The 17,091-nt window shown below is 72.6% G+C and carries 14 protein-coding genes; 5 read left to right on the forward strand and 9 right to left on the reverse strand.

Annotated elements, in window-relative coordinates; all coding sequences use genetic code 11:
- Positions 1-301: 301 nt before the first annotated feature.
- Positions 302-2,047, reverse strand: coding sequence for a diaminobutyrate--2-oxoglutarate transaminase family protein (locus NP777_RS41975; protein WP_256655492.1), 1,746 nt, complete (start codon positions 2,045-2,047; stop codon positions 302-304).
- A 259-nt stretch (positions 2,048-2,306) separates the two neighbouring features.
- Between NP777_RS41975 and NP777_RS41980 the strand changes: the two genes are divergently transcribed.
- The gene (locus tag NP777_RS41980) at positions 2,307-3,482 is read left to right on the forward strand and encodes a trypsin-like serine peptidase (protein WP_256655454.1); all 1,176 of its coding nucleotides are present in this window, start codon (positions 2,307-2,309) and stop codon (positions 3,480-3,482) included.
- A 120-nt stretch (positions 3,483-3,602) separates the two neighbouring features.
- On the opposite strand, the gene hflX is transcribed toward NP777_RS41980, so the two are convergent.
- The 6 genes from hflX to miaA all read right to left on the reverse strand — a co-directional run bounded on the left by hflX (position 3,603) and on the right by miaA (position 11,873).
- Entirely contained in the window at positions 3,603-5,105 is a 1,503-nt protein-coding gene (hflX, locus tag NP777_RS41985; RefSeq protein ID WP_256655455.1) for a GTPase HflX, read from the reverse strand.
- A gap of 122 nt (positions 5,106-5,227) precedes the next feature.
- On the reverse strand, positions 5,228-6,808 hold the full coding sequence (locus tag NP777_RS41990) for a M1 family metallopeptidase (RefSeq protein WP_256655456.1): 1,581 nt from the start codon (positions 6,806-6,808) through the stop codon (positions 5,228-5,230).
- 120 nt (positions 6,809-6,928) lie between these two features.
- A complete protein-coding gene (locus tag NP777_RS41995; RefSeq protein ID WP_256655457.1) occupies positions 6,929-9,184 on the reverse strand; it encodes a RelA/SpoT family protein in 2,256 nt (751 codons plus the stop codon).
- A gap of 137 nt (positions 9,185-9,321) precedes the next feature.
- Positions 9,322-10,254, reverse strand: coding sequence for a diaminopimelate epimerase (dapF, locus tag NP777_RS42000; RefSeq protein WP_256655458.1), 933 nt, complete (start codon positions 10,252-10,254; stop codon positions 9,322-9,324).
- 74 nt (positions 10,255-10,328) lie between these two features.
- A complete protein-coding gene (locus tag NP777_RS42005; protein ID WP_256655459.1) occupies positions 10,329-10,826 on the reverse strand; it encodes a hypothetical protein in 498 nt (165 codons plus the stop codon).
- A 108-nt stretch (positions 10,827-10,934) separates the two neighbouring features.
- Positions 10,935-11,873 carry a tRNA (adenosine(37)-N6)-dimethylallyltransferase MiaA gene (gene miaA / locus NP777_RS42010; RefSeq protein ID WP_256655460.1) on the reverse strand — a complete coding sequence of 313 codons (939 nt, stop codon included), beginning with the start codon at positions 11,871-11,873 and terminating at the stop codon, positions 10,935-10,937.
- 285 nt (positions 11,874-12,158) lie between these two features.
- Between miaA and NP777_RS42015 the strand changes: the two genes are divergently transcribed.
- Positions 12,159-12,341, forward strand: a complete 183-nt coding sequence (locus NP777_RS42015; protein ID WP_256655461.1) for a gliding motility protein — start codon at positions 12,159-12,161, stop codon at positions 12,339-12,341.
- Positions 12,342-12,365: 24 nt separating this feature from the next.
- Positions 12,366-12,608: an antitoxin gene (locus tag NP777_RS42020; RefSeq protein ID WP_256655462.1), complete on the forward strand. Its 243-nt coding sequence runs from the start codon at positions 12,366-12,368 to the stop codon at positions 12,606-12,608.
- 112 nt (positions 12,609-12,720) lie between these two features.
- On the opposite strand, the gene NP777_RS42025 is transcribed toward NP777_RS42020, so the two are convergent.
- A complete protein-coding gene (locus NP777_RS42025; RefSeq protein WP_256655463.1) occupies positions 12,721-13,470 on the reverse strand; it encodes a class III extradiol dioxygenase subunit B-like domain-containing protein in 750 nt (249 codons plus the stop codon).
- A 22-nt stretch (positions 13,471-13,492) separates the two neighbouring features.
- Positions 13,493-14,944: a tRNA (N6-isopentenyl adenosine(37)-C2)-methylthiotransferase MiaB gene (gene miaB / locus NP777_RS42030; protein WP_256655493.1), complete on the reverse strand. Its 1,452-nt coding sequence runs from the start codon at positions 14,942-14,944 to the stop codon at positions 13,493-13,495.
- A 217-nt stretch (positions 14,945-15,161) separates the two neighbouring features.
- On the opposite strand from miaB, the gene NP777_RS42035 reads away from it, so the two are divergent.
- Positions 15,162-15,884 (forward strand): IclR family transcriptional regulator, encoded by a 723-nt coding sequence (locus NP777_RS42035; protein ID WP_256655494.1) that lies wholly within the window; start codon positions 15,162-15,164, stop codon positions 15,882-15,884.
- 211 nt (positions 15,885-16,095) lie between these two features.
- A complete protein-coding gene (locus tag NP777_RS42040) occupies positions 16,096-17,085 on the forward strand; it encodes a TAXI family TRAP transporter solute-binding subunit (protein WP_256655464.1) in 990 nt (329 codons plus the stop codon).
- Positions 17,086-17,091 lie beyond the last annotated feature (6 nt).

The following is a 17,091-nucleotide window of genomic DNA, read 5'->3' on the forward strand; positions in this document are numbered from 1 at the left end:
GGGGGGGGGCCGCGGGGGGGGGGGGGGGGGGGGGGGGGGGGGGGGGGGGGTGGGGCGGGGGGGGGGGGGGGGGGGGGGGGGGGGGGGGGGGGGGGGGGGGGGGGGGGGCGGGGGCGGGCGGAGTCGTCGGGGTCGGTCAGGGCGCCGGGCACGGGCTGCGGTTGGGGAGACAAGGGGGCTCCCCCGGGGGTATGCGGCATGGTGGGTGTGCGGCGCGGGCGTCACGGCGTTCATGTCCTGGGCCCGGCGCCTGCCTCCTTCGGTGGTGCGATGGCGGTGCGGTCGTACGGTGCGGGACGCGTCACCGGTGGTCTCCGGTGAATGGCGGGGCGAATGGGGCAGCGGTGGGAGGGAGTTCGCGGGAGCGAGTTCCGGCGGGAAGTTCGCGGGAGCGAGTTCCGGCGGTGTGGATCGCCGCGTCCAGGGCGTCGGTGAGCCGGTCCAGGACGGCCTCTGCCTGCTCATCGGTGATGGTGAGGGGAGGAAGAAGGCGGATCACCGCGCTGTGGCGCCCGCCGAGTTCGACGATGAGCCCGCGCCGCAGGCACTCCTGCTGAACGGCCGCCGCGAGCGCGGGATCGGCGGGCGGAGCCCCCGTACGCGTGGCACCGGCGTACGACGCTCCCCCATCCAACGCCCCGCCCGCGCCCCCGCCTTGGGCGCCCACCCACCGGGCTTCCTCGCGCGAAGTCATCTCGCAGGGGGCCGCCTCGGTCGAGGGTGCCTGGTACGGGGATGCGCGGCCCGGGGTTCCCTCGCGGTCGGTGTTCGTCGCGTACCCGGCCCCCGCGGCGTGCCCGGCTCCCTCGGGGTGCCCGGCCCCCGCGGCATACTCCGCTCCGTCGGCGTGCCCGACCTCGGGGTGCCCGACTTCAGCGTGCTCGACCGGCGCTGCGTTCCCGGCCTCCCCCGCGGGCCCAGCCTCCGGGTCCACCAGTTCCAAGCCGATCATGAGGCCGCGGCCGCGTACGTCTCCGATCCACCGGCGTCCGGTGGCGAATTGGCGTAGCCGGTCCAGCATCCGGGCGCCGACTGTTGCCGCGCGTTCGGCGAGGTTGTTCTCGCGGACGTAGGCGAGGGTCGCGGCGCCGGCGGCCATGGCCAGTTGATTGCCGCGGAAGGTGCCCGCATGGGCGCCGGGGGGCCAGACGTCGAGCTCCTCGCGGTAGACCACGACGGCCAGCGGCAGGCCACCGCCGATGGCCTTCGACAGCACCATCACATCGGGCACCACCCCGCTGTGGTCGACCGCCCAGAAGGCCCCGGTGCGCCCGACGCCGGTCTGGACCTCGTCCGCGATGAGCGGGATGGAGCGAGCCGCGGTGATGTCGCGCATCCGGCGCAGCCAGCCGTCCGGGGCTGGGATCACCCCGCCCTCGCCCTGTACGGGTTCGAGGATCATCCCGGCCGGGTCGGGCGCCCCGCCCTTCGGGTCGTCGAGCAGCTTCTCGGTCCAGCGCGCGGAGAGTTCGGCGCCGTGCTCCCCGCCCACGCCGAAGGGGCAGCGGTAGTCGTACGGGAAGGGCAGCCGGGTCACACCGGACGACGGGGCGCCGCCGGAGGCGGCCAGGGCCCCGGCCGTCATGCCGTGGTAGGCCCCGGAAAAGGCGAGCAGGCCGTCGCGCCCGGTGGCAGTCCGCACCAGTTTGAGCGCGGCCTCGACCGCGTCCGTGCCCGCCGGTCCGCAGAATTGCACCCGCGCGCGGGCGGCGAGTCCGGGCGGCAGGGTGGCGAACAGCTCGTCCGTGAAGGCGTCCTTGACCGGTGTGGCCAGGTCCAGGACCTGCAGCGGTGCCTCCGCGTCCAGGACGGCCCGGATCGCGTCCAACGCCACCGGGTGGTTGTGCCCCAGGGCCAGCGCCCCGGCCCCGGACAGGCAGTCGAGATAGCGGCGGCCGTCGGCCCCTTCGACCGTCATCCCCCGGGCGCGCACCGGAACGATGGGCAGCGCCCGGGCGTAGATGCGGGCGGCGGACTCACGCAGCGCCTGACGCCGCAAGATCCCCTGGGCGGCGCCGCCATCGTCGGAGACGGCGGCCAGGGCCATCGGCGGGAGCTGGGTCACGGCCACGCGTCTCGGTCCTCCTGCTGCTGAACACCCTCCGGCTGTCCCCCGTACGTACCAACGACGCGTGGCGCTCTGGATCACGGGCTGGGCGAAGATCCTTACGGCCGGGAACCAAGGACCCGCTCGCAGCCGTCGTAGGCGGCACCGGCATAGTGGGATGCCACCCCATTGCCGGGGCGGTGCATGACAATTCCACACAGGCCGTAGAGCAGCTCAGAACTCAGGGGGAGTCCCGCCCATGCCATCCAAACGCCGACCCGCACTGGCCGTGGCCGCCATAGCCTCGGTTCTGGCGCTCACCGCCACCGCGTGCGGCTCCTCGGACGACAACACCGACGCCAAGCCGACCACGTCGTCGGAGCAGCAGGGTGTGGGCGACATCAAGCTGCCTGACAACCTCAACGACAAGTTGAAGAACCTCGGCATCGATCTGGACCAGTGGAAGAACGGTGCCTGGAACAAGTGGGACAAGGACGACTGGCTGCGCGAGGCCGGTGACTTCATCAACCCGATCATCAAGGGCCTGTGGAAGCCGGACCGGATGCGCGACGCGCAGGAGCCCGACAAGCCGGTGGACGACAGCGACATCGCGGACGACCAGGGTGTGACCGACCCCGACCCGCAGCCCGTCCCGGCCAAGGAGGTCGCCAGCCCGTACAGCTCCAACGTCCCCTACGCGGGCAAGGTCTTCTTCGACGGCCCCGAGGGCTCGATGGTCTGCTCCGCGACGGTGGTCGAGGACCCGGCGCACCCCGGCAAGTCCAACCTGGTGTGGACGGCGGGCCACTGCGTCCACGCGGGCAAGGGCGGCGGCTGGTACAAGAACCTGATGTTCGTGCCCGCCTACAACGACGCGGGCAAGTCGCAGGCGGAGCTGGAGAACGCCACCAAGGAGGAGCTGGCTCCCAAGGGCGTCTGGTGGGCCGACTGGGCGCAGACCTCCTCGCAGTGGATCGACAACGGCGCGGCCGTGGGCGGTAAGGGCGCTCCGTACGACTTCGCGGTGATGCATGTGAAGCCGGAGGTCAGCGGCGGAAAGTCGCTCGAGGAGACGGTGGGCGGCGCGCTGCCGGTCGACTTCAACGCCCCGGCGGTGAAGTCCATCGACGAGATCACGGCCACCGGCTACCCCGCCGCCCCGCCGTTCGACGGCCAGAAGATGAACCAGTGCGCGGACAAGCCGGGCCGGCTCTCCCTGGACGCCAAGCAGCCGACGATGTACCGCATCGGCTGCACCATGACCGCCGGCTCCTCCGGCGGTGGCTGGGTCGCCGACGGCGCGGACGGCAAGCCGGCGCTGGTGTCCAACACCTCGATCGGCCCGTCCGACGCGACCTGGCTGGCGGGCCCGCACCTGGGCCCCGAGGCGAAGGGCGTCTACAGCGCGGTCAGCAAGAAGTTCGCGAGCCAGTGACCGGCTGAGCCGGTAGCCGTCAGACGGCCGACCGTCCCACGACGAGGGCCCGCCCCCGGATTTCCGGGGGCGGGCCCTCGTCGTATGGCTGTCGTAGCCGACGCGATGCGGCTGTCGTGGCTAGCGCTGTCCGGCGGCCGCGGCCGGGATGAAGCGCCGCAGCTCCGCCGCGAGCTCCTCGTGCACGCGCGCCTTGAGCAGCGTGCCCTCGGGGGTGTGCTCCTCGGAAAGCACCTCGCCCTCGGCGTGGGTGCGCGCGACGAGCTTGCCGTGGGTGTACGGCAGCAGCACCTCGATCTCGACCTGGGGCCGGGGCAGCTCCTCGTCGATCACCGCGAGCAGCTCGTCGATGCCCAGCCCGCTGCGGGCCGACACCGCCATGGCGCGCCGCTCCATGCGCAGCAGCCGCTGCACGACGAGCGGATCGGCCATGTCCGCCTTGTTGATCACGACGATCTCGGGCACGTCGACCGCGCCCACATCGCGGATCACCTCGCGCACGGCGGCCAGCTGCTCCTCCGGCGTCGGATGCGAACCGTCCACCACATGGAGGATCAGATCGGCGTCGCCGACCTCCTCCATCGTGGAGCGGAACGCCTCCACCAGGTGGTGCGGCAGATGCCGGACGAACCCGACGGTGTCCGCCAGCGTGTAGAGCCGCCCGCTGGGGGTCTCGGCCCGGCGCACGGTCGGGTCGAGGGTGGCGAACAGCGCGTTCTCCACCAGGACACCGGCACCGGTGAGCCGGTTGAGCAGCGAGGACTTGCCCGCGTTGGTGTATCCGGCGATGGCGACCGAGGGGACCTTGTGGCGCCGCCGCTCCTGCCGCTTGATGTCGCGGCCGGTCTTCATCTCGGCGATCTCGCGGCGCATCTTCGCCATCTTCTCGCGGATGCGGCGCCGGTCGGTCTCGATCTTGGTCTCACCGGGACCACGGGTGGCCATACCGCCGCCCGAGGATCCGGAGCCACCGCCACCCATCTGGCGGGACAGCGACTGACCCCAGCCTCGCAGCCGCGGCAGCATGTACTGCATCTGGGCGAGCGAGACCTGCGCCTTGCCCTCTCGGGACTTGGCGTGCTGGGCGAAGATGTCGAGGATCAGGGCGGTCCGGTCGACCACCTTGACCTTGACGACGTCCTCGAGGTGGATCAGCTGTCCGGGGCTCAGCTCACCGTCGCAGACCACGGTGTCGGCACCGGACTCGACCACGATGTCACGCAGTTCCTCGGCCTTGCCGGAGCCGATGTAGGTGGCGGGATCCGGCTTGTTGCGCCGCTGGATCACACCGTCGAGCACCAGGGCGCCGGCGGTCTCGGCGAGGGCGGCGAGCTCCGCCAGGGAGTTCTCCGCGTCCCGCACCGTGCCGGAGGTCCATACGCCGACCAGCACCACGCGCTCCAGGCGCAGCTGCCGGTACTCGACCTCGGTGACGTCCTCGAGCTCGGTGGACAGCCCCACCACACGCCGCAGCGCGGCACGGTCGGAGCGGTCGTACTGGTCGCCGTCACGCTCCTCGTCGATCTCGTGACTCCAGGCGACGTCCTCTTCCATCAGGGCGTCGGCCCGAAGGCTCTCGGCGAGGCGCTGCCGGTCCTGCGGAAGGGAAGAGGAGTGGGTCAAAGGAATCCTTACGTCGTGGAATACCGTCACTGTCGACAACGCGTGGCGGGCCCGTGGGATTCCCCCACCGGGACCGGCCGCGGACGCCGACCCCTTGATGGTCGCACGCGGCGGGCGGGTCGTCACCCGGGTTTCACGGCCCATGGCACCGCGTAACGTACCGCGTGCCGCCCCGCCCGTGCGCCGGGCAGCGCGGCGCCCTTCGTGGTCTCCTTATCCGTCTGCTTCCAGTCGGCGTGTCCTGGCATCGGCGGCGTCTTTCTGCCGTACAGCCATGGATGGAGGAATCCGCTCAGATCGCGCCCCGCCACCGTGGAGGCCAGCCGGACGAAGTCGGCGGTCGAGGCCACACCGTCGCGGTGGCGGAGCACCCATTGCCGCTCCAGCCGCTCGAAGGCGGCCCGGCCGATCCGCTGCCGCAGCGCGTACAGCACCAGCGCGCTGCCGTCGTAGACCACCGGGCGGAAGATGCCGATCGGCTGGCCGGGGTCGGCCGCCTCGGGGGCCGCGGGCGGCCCTCCCTCGGCCCGCCAGGCGTCGGACTGCCCGTACGCCTTGCGCATCCGCCGCTCCAGGCTCGCCTTACCGCGCTCATCGGCGTACAGGGCCTCGTACCAGGTGGCGTGGCCCTCGTTGAGCCACAGATCGGACCAGCGGCGCGGGCTGACGCTGTCGCCGAACCACTGGTGCGCCAGCTCATGCACCATGATCGACTCGATGTACCACCGGGGCAGCCGACCGCTGGTGAACAGATCGCGCTCGAAGAGGGAGAGCGTCTGGGTCTCCAGCTCGAAGCCGGTGGTGGCATGGGCGATCAGCACGCCATAGGTCTCGAAGGGGTAGCGCCCGGCCTTCTTCTCCATCCAGGCCAGCTGCCCGGGGGTGCGCGCGAGCCACTTCTCCAGCCGTGCGCGGTCCGCCGCGGGGACGACGTCGCGCACCGGCAGCCCATGCGGCCCGGTGCGGCGCGGCACGGCGGAGCGGCCGATGGAGACCTGCGCCAACTCGGTGGCCATGGGATGGGCGAGGCGGTACGTCCAGGTGGTGCGCGGTCCCTTGCGGACGCGCTGTCCGGGCAGACCGCCCGCGACGACCGTAAGGCTCTTCGGAGCGGTGATCCTGAAGGTGAAGCGGGCCTTGTCGGCGGGGTGGTCGTTGCATGGGAAGACCCGGTGGGCGGCGTTGGCCTGGTTGGCCATGGCCAGCCCGTCGCTGGTGCGGACCCAGCCGCCGTTCGTGCCGCTCTGCGGATCGCTGGTGTGGCGGACGGTGATCCGGAAGGCGGCGCCCTTACGGAGGGGAGCGGACGGGGTGATCACCAGGTCCTCACCTGCCGTCGCGAACCGGGCCCGCGCTCCGTCGACCCGCACCGACTCCACGACGCCCTGGGCGAAGTCGAGGTTGACGGTGCGCAGCGGGGCGGTCGCGCGGGCGTCGATGGTGGTGACGGCGTCGAGTGGCCGGTCCTGACGGTGATAGGCGAACGCGATGTCGTACGCCGTGACGTCGTACCCGGGGTTCCCGAGCTGCGGGAAGAGGGGGTCGCCGATGCCCAGGGGACTCGGATGCCCGGGGGACACCGGTCCCGCGGCGGAGGAGGGGCCGACCGCGAGGAAGACGGCGGCCATGGCGGCGGCCACCGGAGCGGTCCTGCGGCGCCCGGTGCGCGGCGGCCAGGGGCGGCGCCCCGAAGAAAGCGTCATGCCCTACGGCTACCAGCGCCCCGGCTCCCGCGCAGTCGCTCCCGGCCTTGATCCACCCGAAGGAGTTCAGGCGACCCCAACGGAGGTCAGGAGCGGGCCGCTCAGGAGCATGACCGCCCGTCAGTGTGCCGCGGCCACGCTGCGGCCCTCGCGCGTCACGTCGTAGACCCCCGGGACGTTCCGCATGGCCCGCATCAGCGTCGGCAGCCTGCCCGCGTCGGGCAGCTGGAGCGTGTAGGTGTGCCGGACCCGCTGCTCACGCGGCGGTTCGACGGCGGCCGCCACCACCTCCGCGCCCTCGGCGGCGATGGCCTCGGTGAGGTCCGCGAGCAGATGCGGCCTGCTGAACGCCTCCGCGAAGAGGGTCACGCGATAGTCGCCGCCCCCGTCCCCGTCGTCCTCGTCCGCCCAGCGCACTCCGACGGCCGTGCGCCCGGCCGAGGTCATCCGCGCCACTCCGGGGCACCGCTCCCGGTGCACGGTGACGGCCCCGCCGCGGACCGCGAAGCCGGTGATCGCGTCGGGCGGCACGGGGGTGCAACAGCGGGCGAGCCGTACGGTCACGCCGGGCAGGTCGACGACGATGCCCGCCGCGGGGCGGCCGGCACCGGGCGACGCGGGGGCGACGGTCTGGCCGCCCTCCGAAGCCTGCGAGCCCCGCGTGGCCTGCGCGTCCTGGGTGTCCGGGGCCTTCTGCGTCTCCTGGCCGTCCCGCCCGTCCTGGCCGTCCTGGCCGGTGGGCTCGGCGGCGGACTCCGGCTCCTCGGCGGCCCCCCGGTGCTCCTGCGGCGACGCCGGATGGGCGGCCAGCCAGCGGTTGATGGCGATCCGGGCGGCCGGGGTACGGGCGTGGTCGAGCCACTCCGGCGAGGGGCCGTGGGAGGCGGTGTCCCGGGTGTCGCTCGCCATCAGCAGCTGCAGGGTGTCGCCGTCGCGCAGCACCGTGCTCAGGGTCGCGATCCGGCCGTTGACCCGGGCGCCGATACAGGAGTGCGCGTCGTCGCCGTAGAGGGCGTACGCGGCGTCCACACAGCTCGCGCCCGCGGGCAGGCCGATCGTCCCGCCGTCGGAGCGGAAGACGGTGATCTCCCGATCCTGGGCGAGGTCGTCGCGGAGCGAGGTCCAGAAGATGTCGGGGTCGGGGGTGGCGCTCTGCCAGTCGAGCAGCCGGGACAGCCAGCCGGGGCGGGTGGGGTCGGCCCGCTCGCCCTCGGGGGCGTCGGCGCCCTCCGGCGGGGCGTACGGATTGCCGAGGGCGATCACTCCGGCCTCCGCGACCCGGTGCATCTGGTGGGTGCGGATGAGGACTTCGGTGACCTCGCCGTCGCGCCCGGCCACGGCCGTGTGCAGCGACTGGTAGAGGTTGAACTTGGGGACCGCGATGAAGTCCTTGAACTCCGAGATCACCGGGGTGAAGCAGGTGTGCAGTTCGCCGAGGACCGCGTAGCAGTCCGCGTCGTCGGAGACGAGGACGAGAAGGCGGCCGAGGTCGGTGCCGGTCAGCTCGCCGCGCTTGAGCCCGGCCCGGTAGACGGAGACGAAGTGCCGCGGCCGGACCAGGGCTTCGGCGGTGATGCCCGCCTCGTGCAGCACGCCCCGTACGTCCTCGGCGGCCTGGGCCAGCGGGTCGGGGCGGCCGGCGTGGGCCTGGAGAAGCTCGCGGGTCCGCGCGTACTCGTCGGGGTGGAGGATGGCGAAGACCAGGTCCTCGAGCTCGGTCTTGAGCGCCTGCACCCCGAGCCGCTCGGCGAGCGGGATCAGCACATCGCGGGTGACCTTGGCGATGCGCGCCTGTTTCTCGGGGCGCATCACGCCGAGGGTGCGCATATTGTGCAGCCGGTCGGCGAGTTTGATCGACATCACCCGGACGTCGTTGCCGGTGGCGACGAGCATCTTGCGGAAGGTCTCGGGCTCGGCCGCCGCGCCGTAGTCGACCTTCTCCAACTTGGTCACGCCGTCGACCAGATAGCGGACCTCCTCGCCGAACTGCTCGCCCACCTGATCGAGGGTCACATCGGTGTCCTCGACGGTGTCGTGGAGCAGCGAGGCGGTCAACGTCGTGGTCTCGGCGCCCAGTTCGGCGAGGATCAGCGTGACGGCCAGCGGATGGGTGATGTACGGCTCCCCGCTCTTGCGCATCTGACCGCGGTGGGAGGACTCGGCCAGCACATACGCCTTGCGGAGCACATCCAGATCGGCTCCGGGGTGGTGGGCGCGATGGACCTTGGCCACATGCTCGATCGCGTCCGGCAGCCGGCCGCGGGAGGCGGACCCCAGCAGGGCGGCCCGGCTGAACCTGCGGAGATTGCGCAGATCGATGCGGGGGAGGCCGCGCCTGCGGCCGAACGGGGCCTGGTCGGTGGCCTCTGCGCTCATGGGCACCTCCGGCGGCGTCGAGCGTCAACCGGCGTGGGTACTCCCCCGGGGGCCGGTGCTTGATGCTATCGAGCCCATCACGCACGGCCGACCGGCTCTCGCCCAGAGTGAAACGGATCACCCATTCGAGGGAAGTGTCAGCCGAGGTCCGTGCCCAGCCAAGAGGGATCGATCTCCCCCTCGGCCACGATCACGGCAGGGCCGGTCATCTCCACCGTACCGTCCGGCCGTTCGCTGATGACAAGCCGCCCTCCGGGAACGTCCACGGTGTACGTGACGGGGTGGCCGGTGACGGCCGGATCGGCCCCGTCACGGCGGGCGGCGGCGACCATCACGGCGCAGGCGCCGGTGCCGCAGGAGCGGGTCTCACCGGAGCCGCGCTCATGCACGCGCATCGCGACATGGCGCGGGCCGCGGTCGACGACGAATTCGACATTGGTGCCATTCGGGTACGCGGCGGCGGGGCGCACGGCGGGGGCCGCGAACAGATCACCGGCCTGGGCGAGGTCGTCGACGAAGGCGACCGCGTGCGGATTGCCCATGTTCACGTTGCGCGCGGACCAGCTCTGGTCACCGACCGTGACCGTGATCTCCCCTTCGGGGCCGGGCTCGGGCAGTGTGGCCTCGCCCATCACCACGGTGATCGGGCCGTCGGGCCCGGCGGTGGCCTCGCCCGGCCGGGCGGCGTCACCTGCGTCCTTGGCGATGTGGGCCCGGCGCACCCCGGCCCTGGTGGCGATGGCGAGATCTCCCGCCTCGACCAGCCCGGCGCGCTGAAGGTACCGGGCGAAGACACGGACTCCGTTGCCGCACATCTCGGCGATGCTGCCGTCGCTGTTGCGGTAGTCCATGAACCATTCGGCCTGGTCGGCCATGGCCCGCGCCTCGGGGTGCGCCGAGGACCGCACGACGCGGATCAGGCCGTCACCGCCGATACCGGCGCGGCGGTCGCAGATCCGGGCGACGGTGGCCGCGGACAGCTCCAGACGGCCGTCCAGGTCGGGGACGATGACGAAGTCGTTCTCGGTGCCGTGCCCCTTCAGGAAGGCCAGCCGTGGTGCGGTGCTCATTCCTCGATCCTACGGGGCGCCGCGCGGGCCGTCCCCCGGTGCCCGGGGCGCCCGGGGCCCACTGGACGGAGGGCCTAGCGGAGGCGGGCCACCCGCCAGAAGGTGAGGGCGGCCAGCAGCGCCACGATCACCACATAGAGCACGACGAAGCGCCAGTCCGGACGGCGTCCGGAGCCTCTGGGGGGCAGGCCCGGCCAGGTGTAGCCCACCCGGCGGGCGGCCATCAGGCCCCAGCCCGCCGCACAGCAGCTCAGCAGCAGGCCGAGCATGGCCACGACCGCCCCTCCGTCGCCGAACTCGAAGGCGAGCGGGAAGGCGAACATCAGCGAGCCGAGGATGGCGAGGGCGACGATCGGTGCGATCTGCCAGATCCGCAGCCGGCGTGGCGGGCGCAGCTCCCGGAAGGACTCCCCGGAGACCGAGCCCGCGCCGACCTCGCCCTCGGAGCCGTCCTCGAGGACCGGCGCGCCGGGTTCGTGGAGCCCTCCGGCCTCATCGGGGCCGTCCGGGGTCAGCGGCCGCGCGTCTCCGTGCGGCGATTGCTGCGATGCGTCGCGAGGGCCGGCCTCCATCGCCACACGCCCTCCCAACTCCAGACACCACGGCACGATCGGAGCTTGATGATGGCATGCCCGCCGGGGCCCGAATGACGAGCTGAGCTTCCCGATGCCATGACGTGATCAGGCTGTGACCGACCGTTCAACCAACGCGAGCGCGCTCGCCAGGAGTTCCCCTCTGCGGTCGGCGGCTCCGCTGAGCCAGTGGACCCTGGGATCGCGGCGGAACCAGGAGTCCTGACGGCGTGCGAACCGCTTGGTGGCGCGCACGGTTTCGGCCCTCGCCTCCTCCTCGGCGCACTGCCCCGCGAGCGCGGAGAGCACTTGCTGATAGCCCAGCGCGCGGGAGGCGGTACGGCCGGAGCGCAGCCCGGCGTCCTCCAGCCGGCGGACCTCCGCAACCAGCCCGGCGTCCCACATCCGGTCCACCCGCAGGGTGATCCGCTCATCCAGTTCTGGCCGCTCGACGTCGACGCCGATCTGGAGCGTGTCGTAGACCGCCTCGTGCCCCGGCAGATTGGCGGTGAACGGGCGGCCGGTGATCTCGATGACCTCCAGCGCCCGGACCACCCTGCGGCCGTTGCTGGGCAGGATCGCACGCGCCGCCTCGGGATCGGCGTCGGCGAGCCGGGCGTGCAGCGCCCCGGAGCCCCGCTCCTCCAGTTCGGCCTCGAGCCGGGCCCGGACGGCGGGGTCGGTGCCCGGGAACTCGAGGGCGTCGATGGCCCCGCGGATGTAGAGGCCGGAGCCGCCGACCAGGACGGGGGTGCGGCCCTCGGCGAGCAGGCGGTCCATCTCGGCGCGGGCCAGCCGCTGGTACTCGGCGACGCTGGCGGTCTGGGTGACGTCCCAGATGTCCAGCAGCCGGTGCGGCACCCCCTGTCGCTCGTCCTCCGTCAGCTTGGCGGTGCCGATGTCCATGCCCCGGTACAGCTGCATGGAGTCGGCGTTGACGACCTCGCCGTCGAGGTGTCTGGCGAGTGCGACGCCCAGATCGGACTTTCCGGCCGCCGTGGGGCCGACGACGGCGATGACTCGCGGCGGATGGCCTGCAGTATTCACCGGGCCAGTCTCGCAAATGCCCCGGGGGCTCCTCGAATGAGCGACGTGACGGGGCGCCGCCGGGTTCGTTGCCTGTTGCGAGGTTCCGAGGGCCGGTTCGGTGAATCGGCCGCCGCGCGCCGCACAGTCGCCGCGCACCGCACAAGGGGGCACTCCGGGCGGCAGGGGATTTCGCCCACGCGAGTTTCGCCCACACGAGTAAGGTATGGAGTAGATATGGGCGTGTTTTCCAGGTTTCGTCGTGCTTCGAAGGAGGCGAGCCGTTCGTCCGAAGAGGCACCGTCCGTGCGGGACGCCGAGGCCACGGCCGACGCCCTGGCGTCGGAGACCGAGTCCGGGACCGCCGATGGGGCTGAGGCCGCGCGGAGCGGGAAGGAGAACCCGACGGGTGAAGGTGCCGGGATCCCCAAACAGCAGTCCGCGGCCGAGGCGGCCGACAGCGAGACCGGTGAGAGCGCCCGCGCATAGGCAACCGACGAGGGTAGGTGTCACATGGGCCTGATGGACAATCTCAAGGCCAAGGCCGGTCAGATGAAGGGCAAGGCCGGGAGCCTCGCGCAGCAGCACGAGGCCAAGATCGGGCGGGGCCTGGAGAAGGCGGCCAAGACGGTCGACACCAGGACCAAGGGCAAGTACAGCGCCAAGATCGAGACTGGCACGGGCAAGGCGAAGAACGCTCTCAACCGCCTCTCGCAGATGGACGAGCGCAAGCCCAAGGACAAGGGCGACGCATAAGACCGGCCAAGCGGACAAGGCACGGAAGACGGGGGCGGGCGATGCCGGGCCCGTACCGGCCGGCCCCGCCGGTACGCGGCCGTGGAGCACGGGCTCCACGGCCGCGAGCGGCCTAGGACGACCAGCTCGCCACGAAATACCCCACGCCGTACGGCGCTTCGTCATACCGCAACTCCCCCTTCAGGCGCGCCCCCTCGCCCGCCCCCGCGAGCACCTGCAGCGGCGCGCGGCCCGCCGCCTTGAGCTCGTACGCCAACTCCTCGTCGAGCGCGGCCAGCGCCCCGGTGTCGGCGGCCGCCAGCGCCCGCGCCACCTCGGCGTCGAACGGGGCCGCCCGCTCGTCGAGATAGCCCGGCGCCTTCAGCGTGCGGCATGCGGTGCCGTCGCCCATCACCAGCAGCGCGACCCGCTCCGCCCGCCCGGCGAGCTCCCTTCCGACTTCAATACACCGCTCGGCCGCGAGAGGTTCCCCCACACCCAGCCCCTCGACGGGCATCGCCGGGTCCCACCCCGCGTGCTCCAGCAGCCAGGCGCCGACGGCCAGCGACGCCGGCAGCGGGCGCGAGGACCCGCCGTCCGCGGCGTCCACGCGTCCGGACTCCCCCGCCACCGGCGCGGCGAGCCGCACATCCGCCTCCACGCCGAAGCCGCGGAACGTCCCGGCCGCACCCTGCGCATGCGTCCCGCGCCCGGCGCGATCGGCGGGCCCCACCACGATCAGGCGCTCTGGACGCGCCGCCGCGAGGGCGTGGACGGCCTCGAAGCACTCCGCCCGCAGCCCGTCCAGCTCGGGTGCGGCTCCGGCGGCGACCTCGGGCACCAGCAGCGGCGGACACGGGCAGACGGCGGCGGCGATCAGCATGATCGTGAGCCTAGCCGTGCGCTCAGTCGCAGCCGCAGCCCGCGGTGGGCGCGACCGGCTGCGGCGGCGGGGCGCCCACCGTCGGCAGACCCAGCATCACGCCCGCGGGCTTCTTCTCCTCGGCCGCGTTCCGCCGCTCCCAGGCGTCTCCGGCGCGCGTGCGCCGCACGCCCCGGGCCGGACCCTCGGCCAGCAGATGGTGAGGGGCGGCGTAGGTGATGTCGACGGTGACGACATCGCCGGGCCGCACCGGCTCCTCGGGCCGTGCGAAGTGCACCAGGCGGTTGTCGGGGGCCCGGCCGGACAGCCGCCGCGTGGCGTCGTCCTTACGGCCCTCACCCTCGGCGACCAGCACCTCCAGCGTGCGCCCGACCTGCTTCTTGTTCTCCTCCCAGGAGATCTCCTCCTGGAGGGCGACCAGCCGCTCGTAACGCTCCTGGACGACCGCCTTGGGTACCTGGCCCTCCATCTCGGCGGCGGGCGTCCCGGGCCGCTTGGAGTACTGGAAGGTGAACGCCTGGGCGAACCGCGCCTCGCGCACCACGTGCAGCGTCTGTTCGAAGTCCTCCTCGGTCTCACCGGGGAAGCCGACGATGATGTCGGTCGAGATGGCGGCGTCCGGCATCGCGGCGCGCACCTTCTCGATGATGCCCAGGTAGCGCTCCTGACGGTACGAGCGGCGCATCGCCTTGAGCACGGTGTCCGAGCCCGACTGCAGCGGCATGTGCAGTTGCGGCATCACGTTCTCCGTCTCCGCCATGGCGGCGATGACGTCGTCGGTGAAGTCGCGCGGATGCGGCGAGGTGAACCGGACCCGCTCCAGGCCCTCGACCTTCCCGCAGGCGCGCAGCAGCTTGCTGAACGCCTCGCGGTCGCCGATGTCGGAGCCGTACGCGTTCACGTTCTGGCCGAGCAGGGTGATCTCGGTGACGCCCTCGGCGACCAGGGTCTCCACCTCGGCGAGGATGTCGCCGGGGCGGCGGTCCTTCTCCTTGCCGCGCAGCGCCGGGACGATGCAGAAGGTGCAGGTGTTGTTGCAGCCCACGGAGATGGAGACCCACGCGGCGTACGCGGACTCGCGCCGCGTCGGCAGCGTTGAGGGGAAGGCCTCCAGGGACTCGGCGATCTCGACCTGGGCCTCCTCCTGGACGCGGGCGCGCTCCAGCAGCACCGGCAGGCTGCCGATGTTGTGGGTGCCGAAGACCACGTCGACCCAGGGGGCCTTGTTGACGATGGTGTCGCGGTCCTTCTGGGCCAGACAGCCGCCGACGGCGATCTGCATGCCCGGCCGCCGCGCCTTGATCGGGGCGAGCCGGCCGAGGTTGCCGTACAGCCGGTTGTCGGCGTTCTCCCGCACCGCGCAGGTGTTGAACACGACGATGTCGGCCTCGCCCTCGCCGGTGCCCTCGGGCGCGCGGACATAGCCCGCCTCTTCCAGGAGGCCCGAGAGCCGTTCGGAGTCGTGGACATTCATCTGGCACCCGTAGGTGCGGATCTCGTAGCTCTTGGATGCTTGAACGTCCACTGCCGGGCTCCGGTCGCTGCTGATGGTCACCCAACAAGGGTAGGCGCTCACAGAAGCCCCTCCGCCGGGCGGTGGACCGGGCCGCCGAGCCGTCCCCCCGGGGGTGGGCCGACGGGCGAGCACCGGCACACTGTGTTCCATGACACGGAACAGCGCGCGGGGCAACATGCTCGACAAGGCCATGACCGTCCTCGACTGCTTTCGGCCGGACGGGGGCGCGTTCCGTCTCACAGAACTGTCCGCGCGTACCGGGCTGGCCAAGACCACCGTGTTCCGGCTCTGCGCCGATCTGGTCCGTCTCGGTCTGCTCGAACGTGACGCCGAGACCTATCGGCTCGGGGGCGCCCTCTTCGAACTGGGCTCACTCGTCCCGCGCCGGCGCGATCTGCGGGAGGCCGCGCTGCCGTTCCTGCAAGACCTCTTCGAGGCCACGCACGAGACCGTGCACCTCGGGGTGCGCGCGGGCCACGAGGTGGTCTACGTCGAGCGCATCCACGGCCACGACGCCCTTCGGCTGCCGTCCCGCATCGGCGGCCGGCTGCCCCTGACCTGCACCGGCGTCGGTAAGGCGCTTCTGGCGTTCTCGGGCTCCGAGCTGGTCGAGGAGATCCTGGCCGCGCCTCTGCCCGCCCTCACCCCCCATTCGATCACCGACCCGGAGCGGCTGCGCACGGCCGTCGAGCAGGCCCAGGTCGCGGGTCTGGCCTATGAGGAGGAAGAGGCGGCTCCGGGGGTCAGCTGCATCGCGGCTCCCGTCTTCGACGGGCCGACCTCGGTGGCTGCGCTGTCGGTGGCCGTACCCCGCGGCCGCTTCCGGCCGGCGCAGCTGGCACCGGCGGTCCGGACGGCGGCCCTGGGGCTGTCGAGGGCCCTGCGCTCCGGCAGGTGAGCAGGGGCGCGCCCGCTCGACGGAATGCGTGGCCGGCCCTTGCCCCGGTAAGGGCGCCCGCAGCGGCTCGCCCCGGCCCCGGTAAGGGCGCCCGCAGCGGCTCGCCCCGGCCCCGGTAGCGGCGCCCGCAGCGGCTCGCCCTGCCCCCGTAACGGCGCCCCCAGCGGCTCGCCCCTCCCCTCCCGCCGGCCGGCCTGGCAGGATCCTCGCCATGGCCCTGACCCTTCCGCGCCTGGACCGGCGCCGTGCCCTGCAGTCCGCGGCCGCGGGCCTCGTCGCCCTCGGGCTGCTGCTGTGGTGGCTGCTGGCGTCGGGCGGTGGCCCCTCGCCCAGTGGCAGGGTGACGTTCGCGACGGGGGTCTCCACCGGGGTCTACGACACCTACGGCCGGATGCTCGAGCAGGACCTCGCCCGGGACCTCCCCGATGTCGACGTGCGGCTGGAGCAGACCAGGGGATCCCCGGACAACGTCGAACGGCTGGCCCGCGGCAGGGCCACCTTCGCCATCGCCGCCACCGACGCCGTCGCCGCCTACCAGGGCGAGGGAGCGGGACGGCTGCGGGCCTGCGCACGGCTGTACGACGACTACATGCAGCTGGTCGTGCCGAGGGGCTCGGCCGTGCGATCGGCCCGCGGTCTGAAGCATCTGCGGGTGGGCGTGGGCGACGACGGCTCGGGCGTGCAGCTGATCACCCGGGCGCTGATCAAGGCCGCCGGGCTCGACTTCGACCGGGACATCCGGGCCGAGCGGGTCGGCATCGACGCCATGCCGAAGCTGCTGCGGCAGGGCAAGCTCGACGCGTTCTTCTGGTCGGGCGGGCTGCCGACCACCGCGGTGCGCACCCTGGCCCACGCCTACCCGATCCGGCTCGTCCAGCTCGGCGACCTCACCGGCCCGCTGCACCGGCAGGGCGGGGTGACGCGCTACTACCGGGCGGCCACCGTGCCCGCCGACGCGTACGAGGAGATACGCAGGCCGGAGCCGGTCAAGACGATCGCCGTACCAAACCTTCTGGTCACCACGGACCGGGTGGCACCCGATCTGGCGGAGGGCGTCACCCGCACGGTGATAGAGAACCGGGACCGCATCGGGGCGAAGGTGCACGCCGCCCAGAAGGTGGACCTGCGGACCGCCGTCTTCACCGATCCCCTCGCCCTCCACAAGGGCGCCGCGCGCTACTACCGCTCGGTCAAGCCGTAGCCGTTC

Origin of the sequence: Streptomyces rugosispiralis, from assembly GCF_024505145.1 — a bacterium.
Taxonomy (GTDB): Bacteria; Actinomycetota; Actinomycetes; order Streptomycetales; family Streptomycetaceae; genus Streptomyces; species Streptomyces rugosispiralis.

What these genes read in the sequence shown, in the direction of transcription:
- NP777_RS41975 (WP_256655492.1), bottom strand. Translation starts at nt 2,047, where the DNA reads ATGGCCCTGGCCGCCGTCTCCGACGATGGCGGCGCCGCCCAGGGGATC.
- NP777_RS41980 (WP_256655454.1), top strand. Translation starts at nt 2,307, where the DNA reads ATGCCATCCAAACGCCGACCCGCACTGGCCGTGGCCGCCATAGCCTCG.
- NP777_RS41990 (WP_256655456.1), bottom strand. Translation starts at nt 6,808, where the DNA reads ATGACGCTTTCTTCGGGGCGCCGCCCCTGGCCGCCGCGCACCGGGCGC.
- NP777_RS41995 (WP_256655457.1), bottom strand. Translation starts at nt 9,184, where the DNA reads ATGAGCGCAGAGGCCACCGACCAGGCCCCGTTCGGCCGCAGGCGCGGC.
- dapF (WP_256655458.1), bottom strand. Translation starts at nt 10,254, where the DNA reads ATGAGCACCGCACCACGGCTGGCCTTCCTGAAGGGGCACGGCACCGAG.
- NP777_RS42005 (WP_256655459.1), bottom strand. Translation starts at nt 10,826, where the DNA reads ATGGAGGCCGGCCCTCGCGACGCATCGCAGCAATCGCCGCACGGAGAC.
- NP777_RS42020 (WP_256655462.1), top strand. Translation starts at nt 12,366, where the DNA reads ATGGGCCTGATGGACAATCTCAAGGCCAAGGCCGGTCAGATGAAGGGC.
- NP777_RS42025 (WP_256655463.1), bottom strand. Translation starts at nt 13,470, where the DNA reads ATGCTGATCGCCGCCGCCGTCTGCCCGTGTCCGCCGCTGCTGGTGCCC.
- miaB (WP_256655493.1), bottom strand. Translation starts at nt 14,944, where the DNA reads ATGAATGTCCACGACTCCGAACGGCTCTCGGGCCTCCTGGAAGAGGCG.
- NP777_RS42035 (WP_256655494.1), top strand. Translation starts at nt 15,162, where the DNA reads ATGCTCGACAAGGCCATGACCGTCCTCGACTGCTTTCGGCCGGACGGG.
- NP777_RS42040 (WP_256655464.1), top strand. Translation starts at nt 16,096, where the DNA reads ATGGCCCTGACCCTTCCGCGCCTGGACCGGCGCCGTGCCCTGCAGTCC.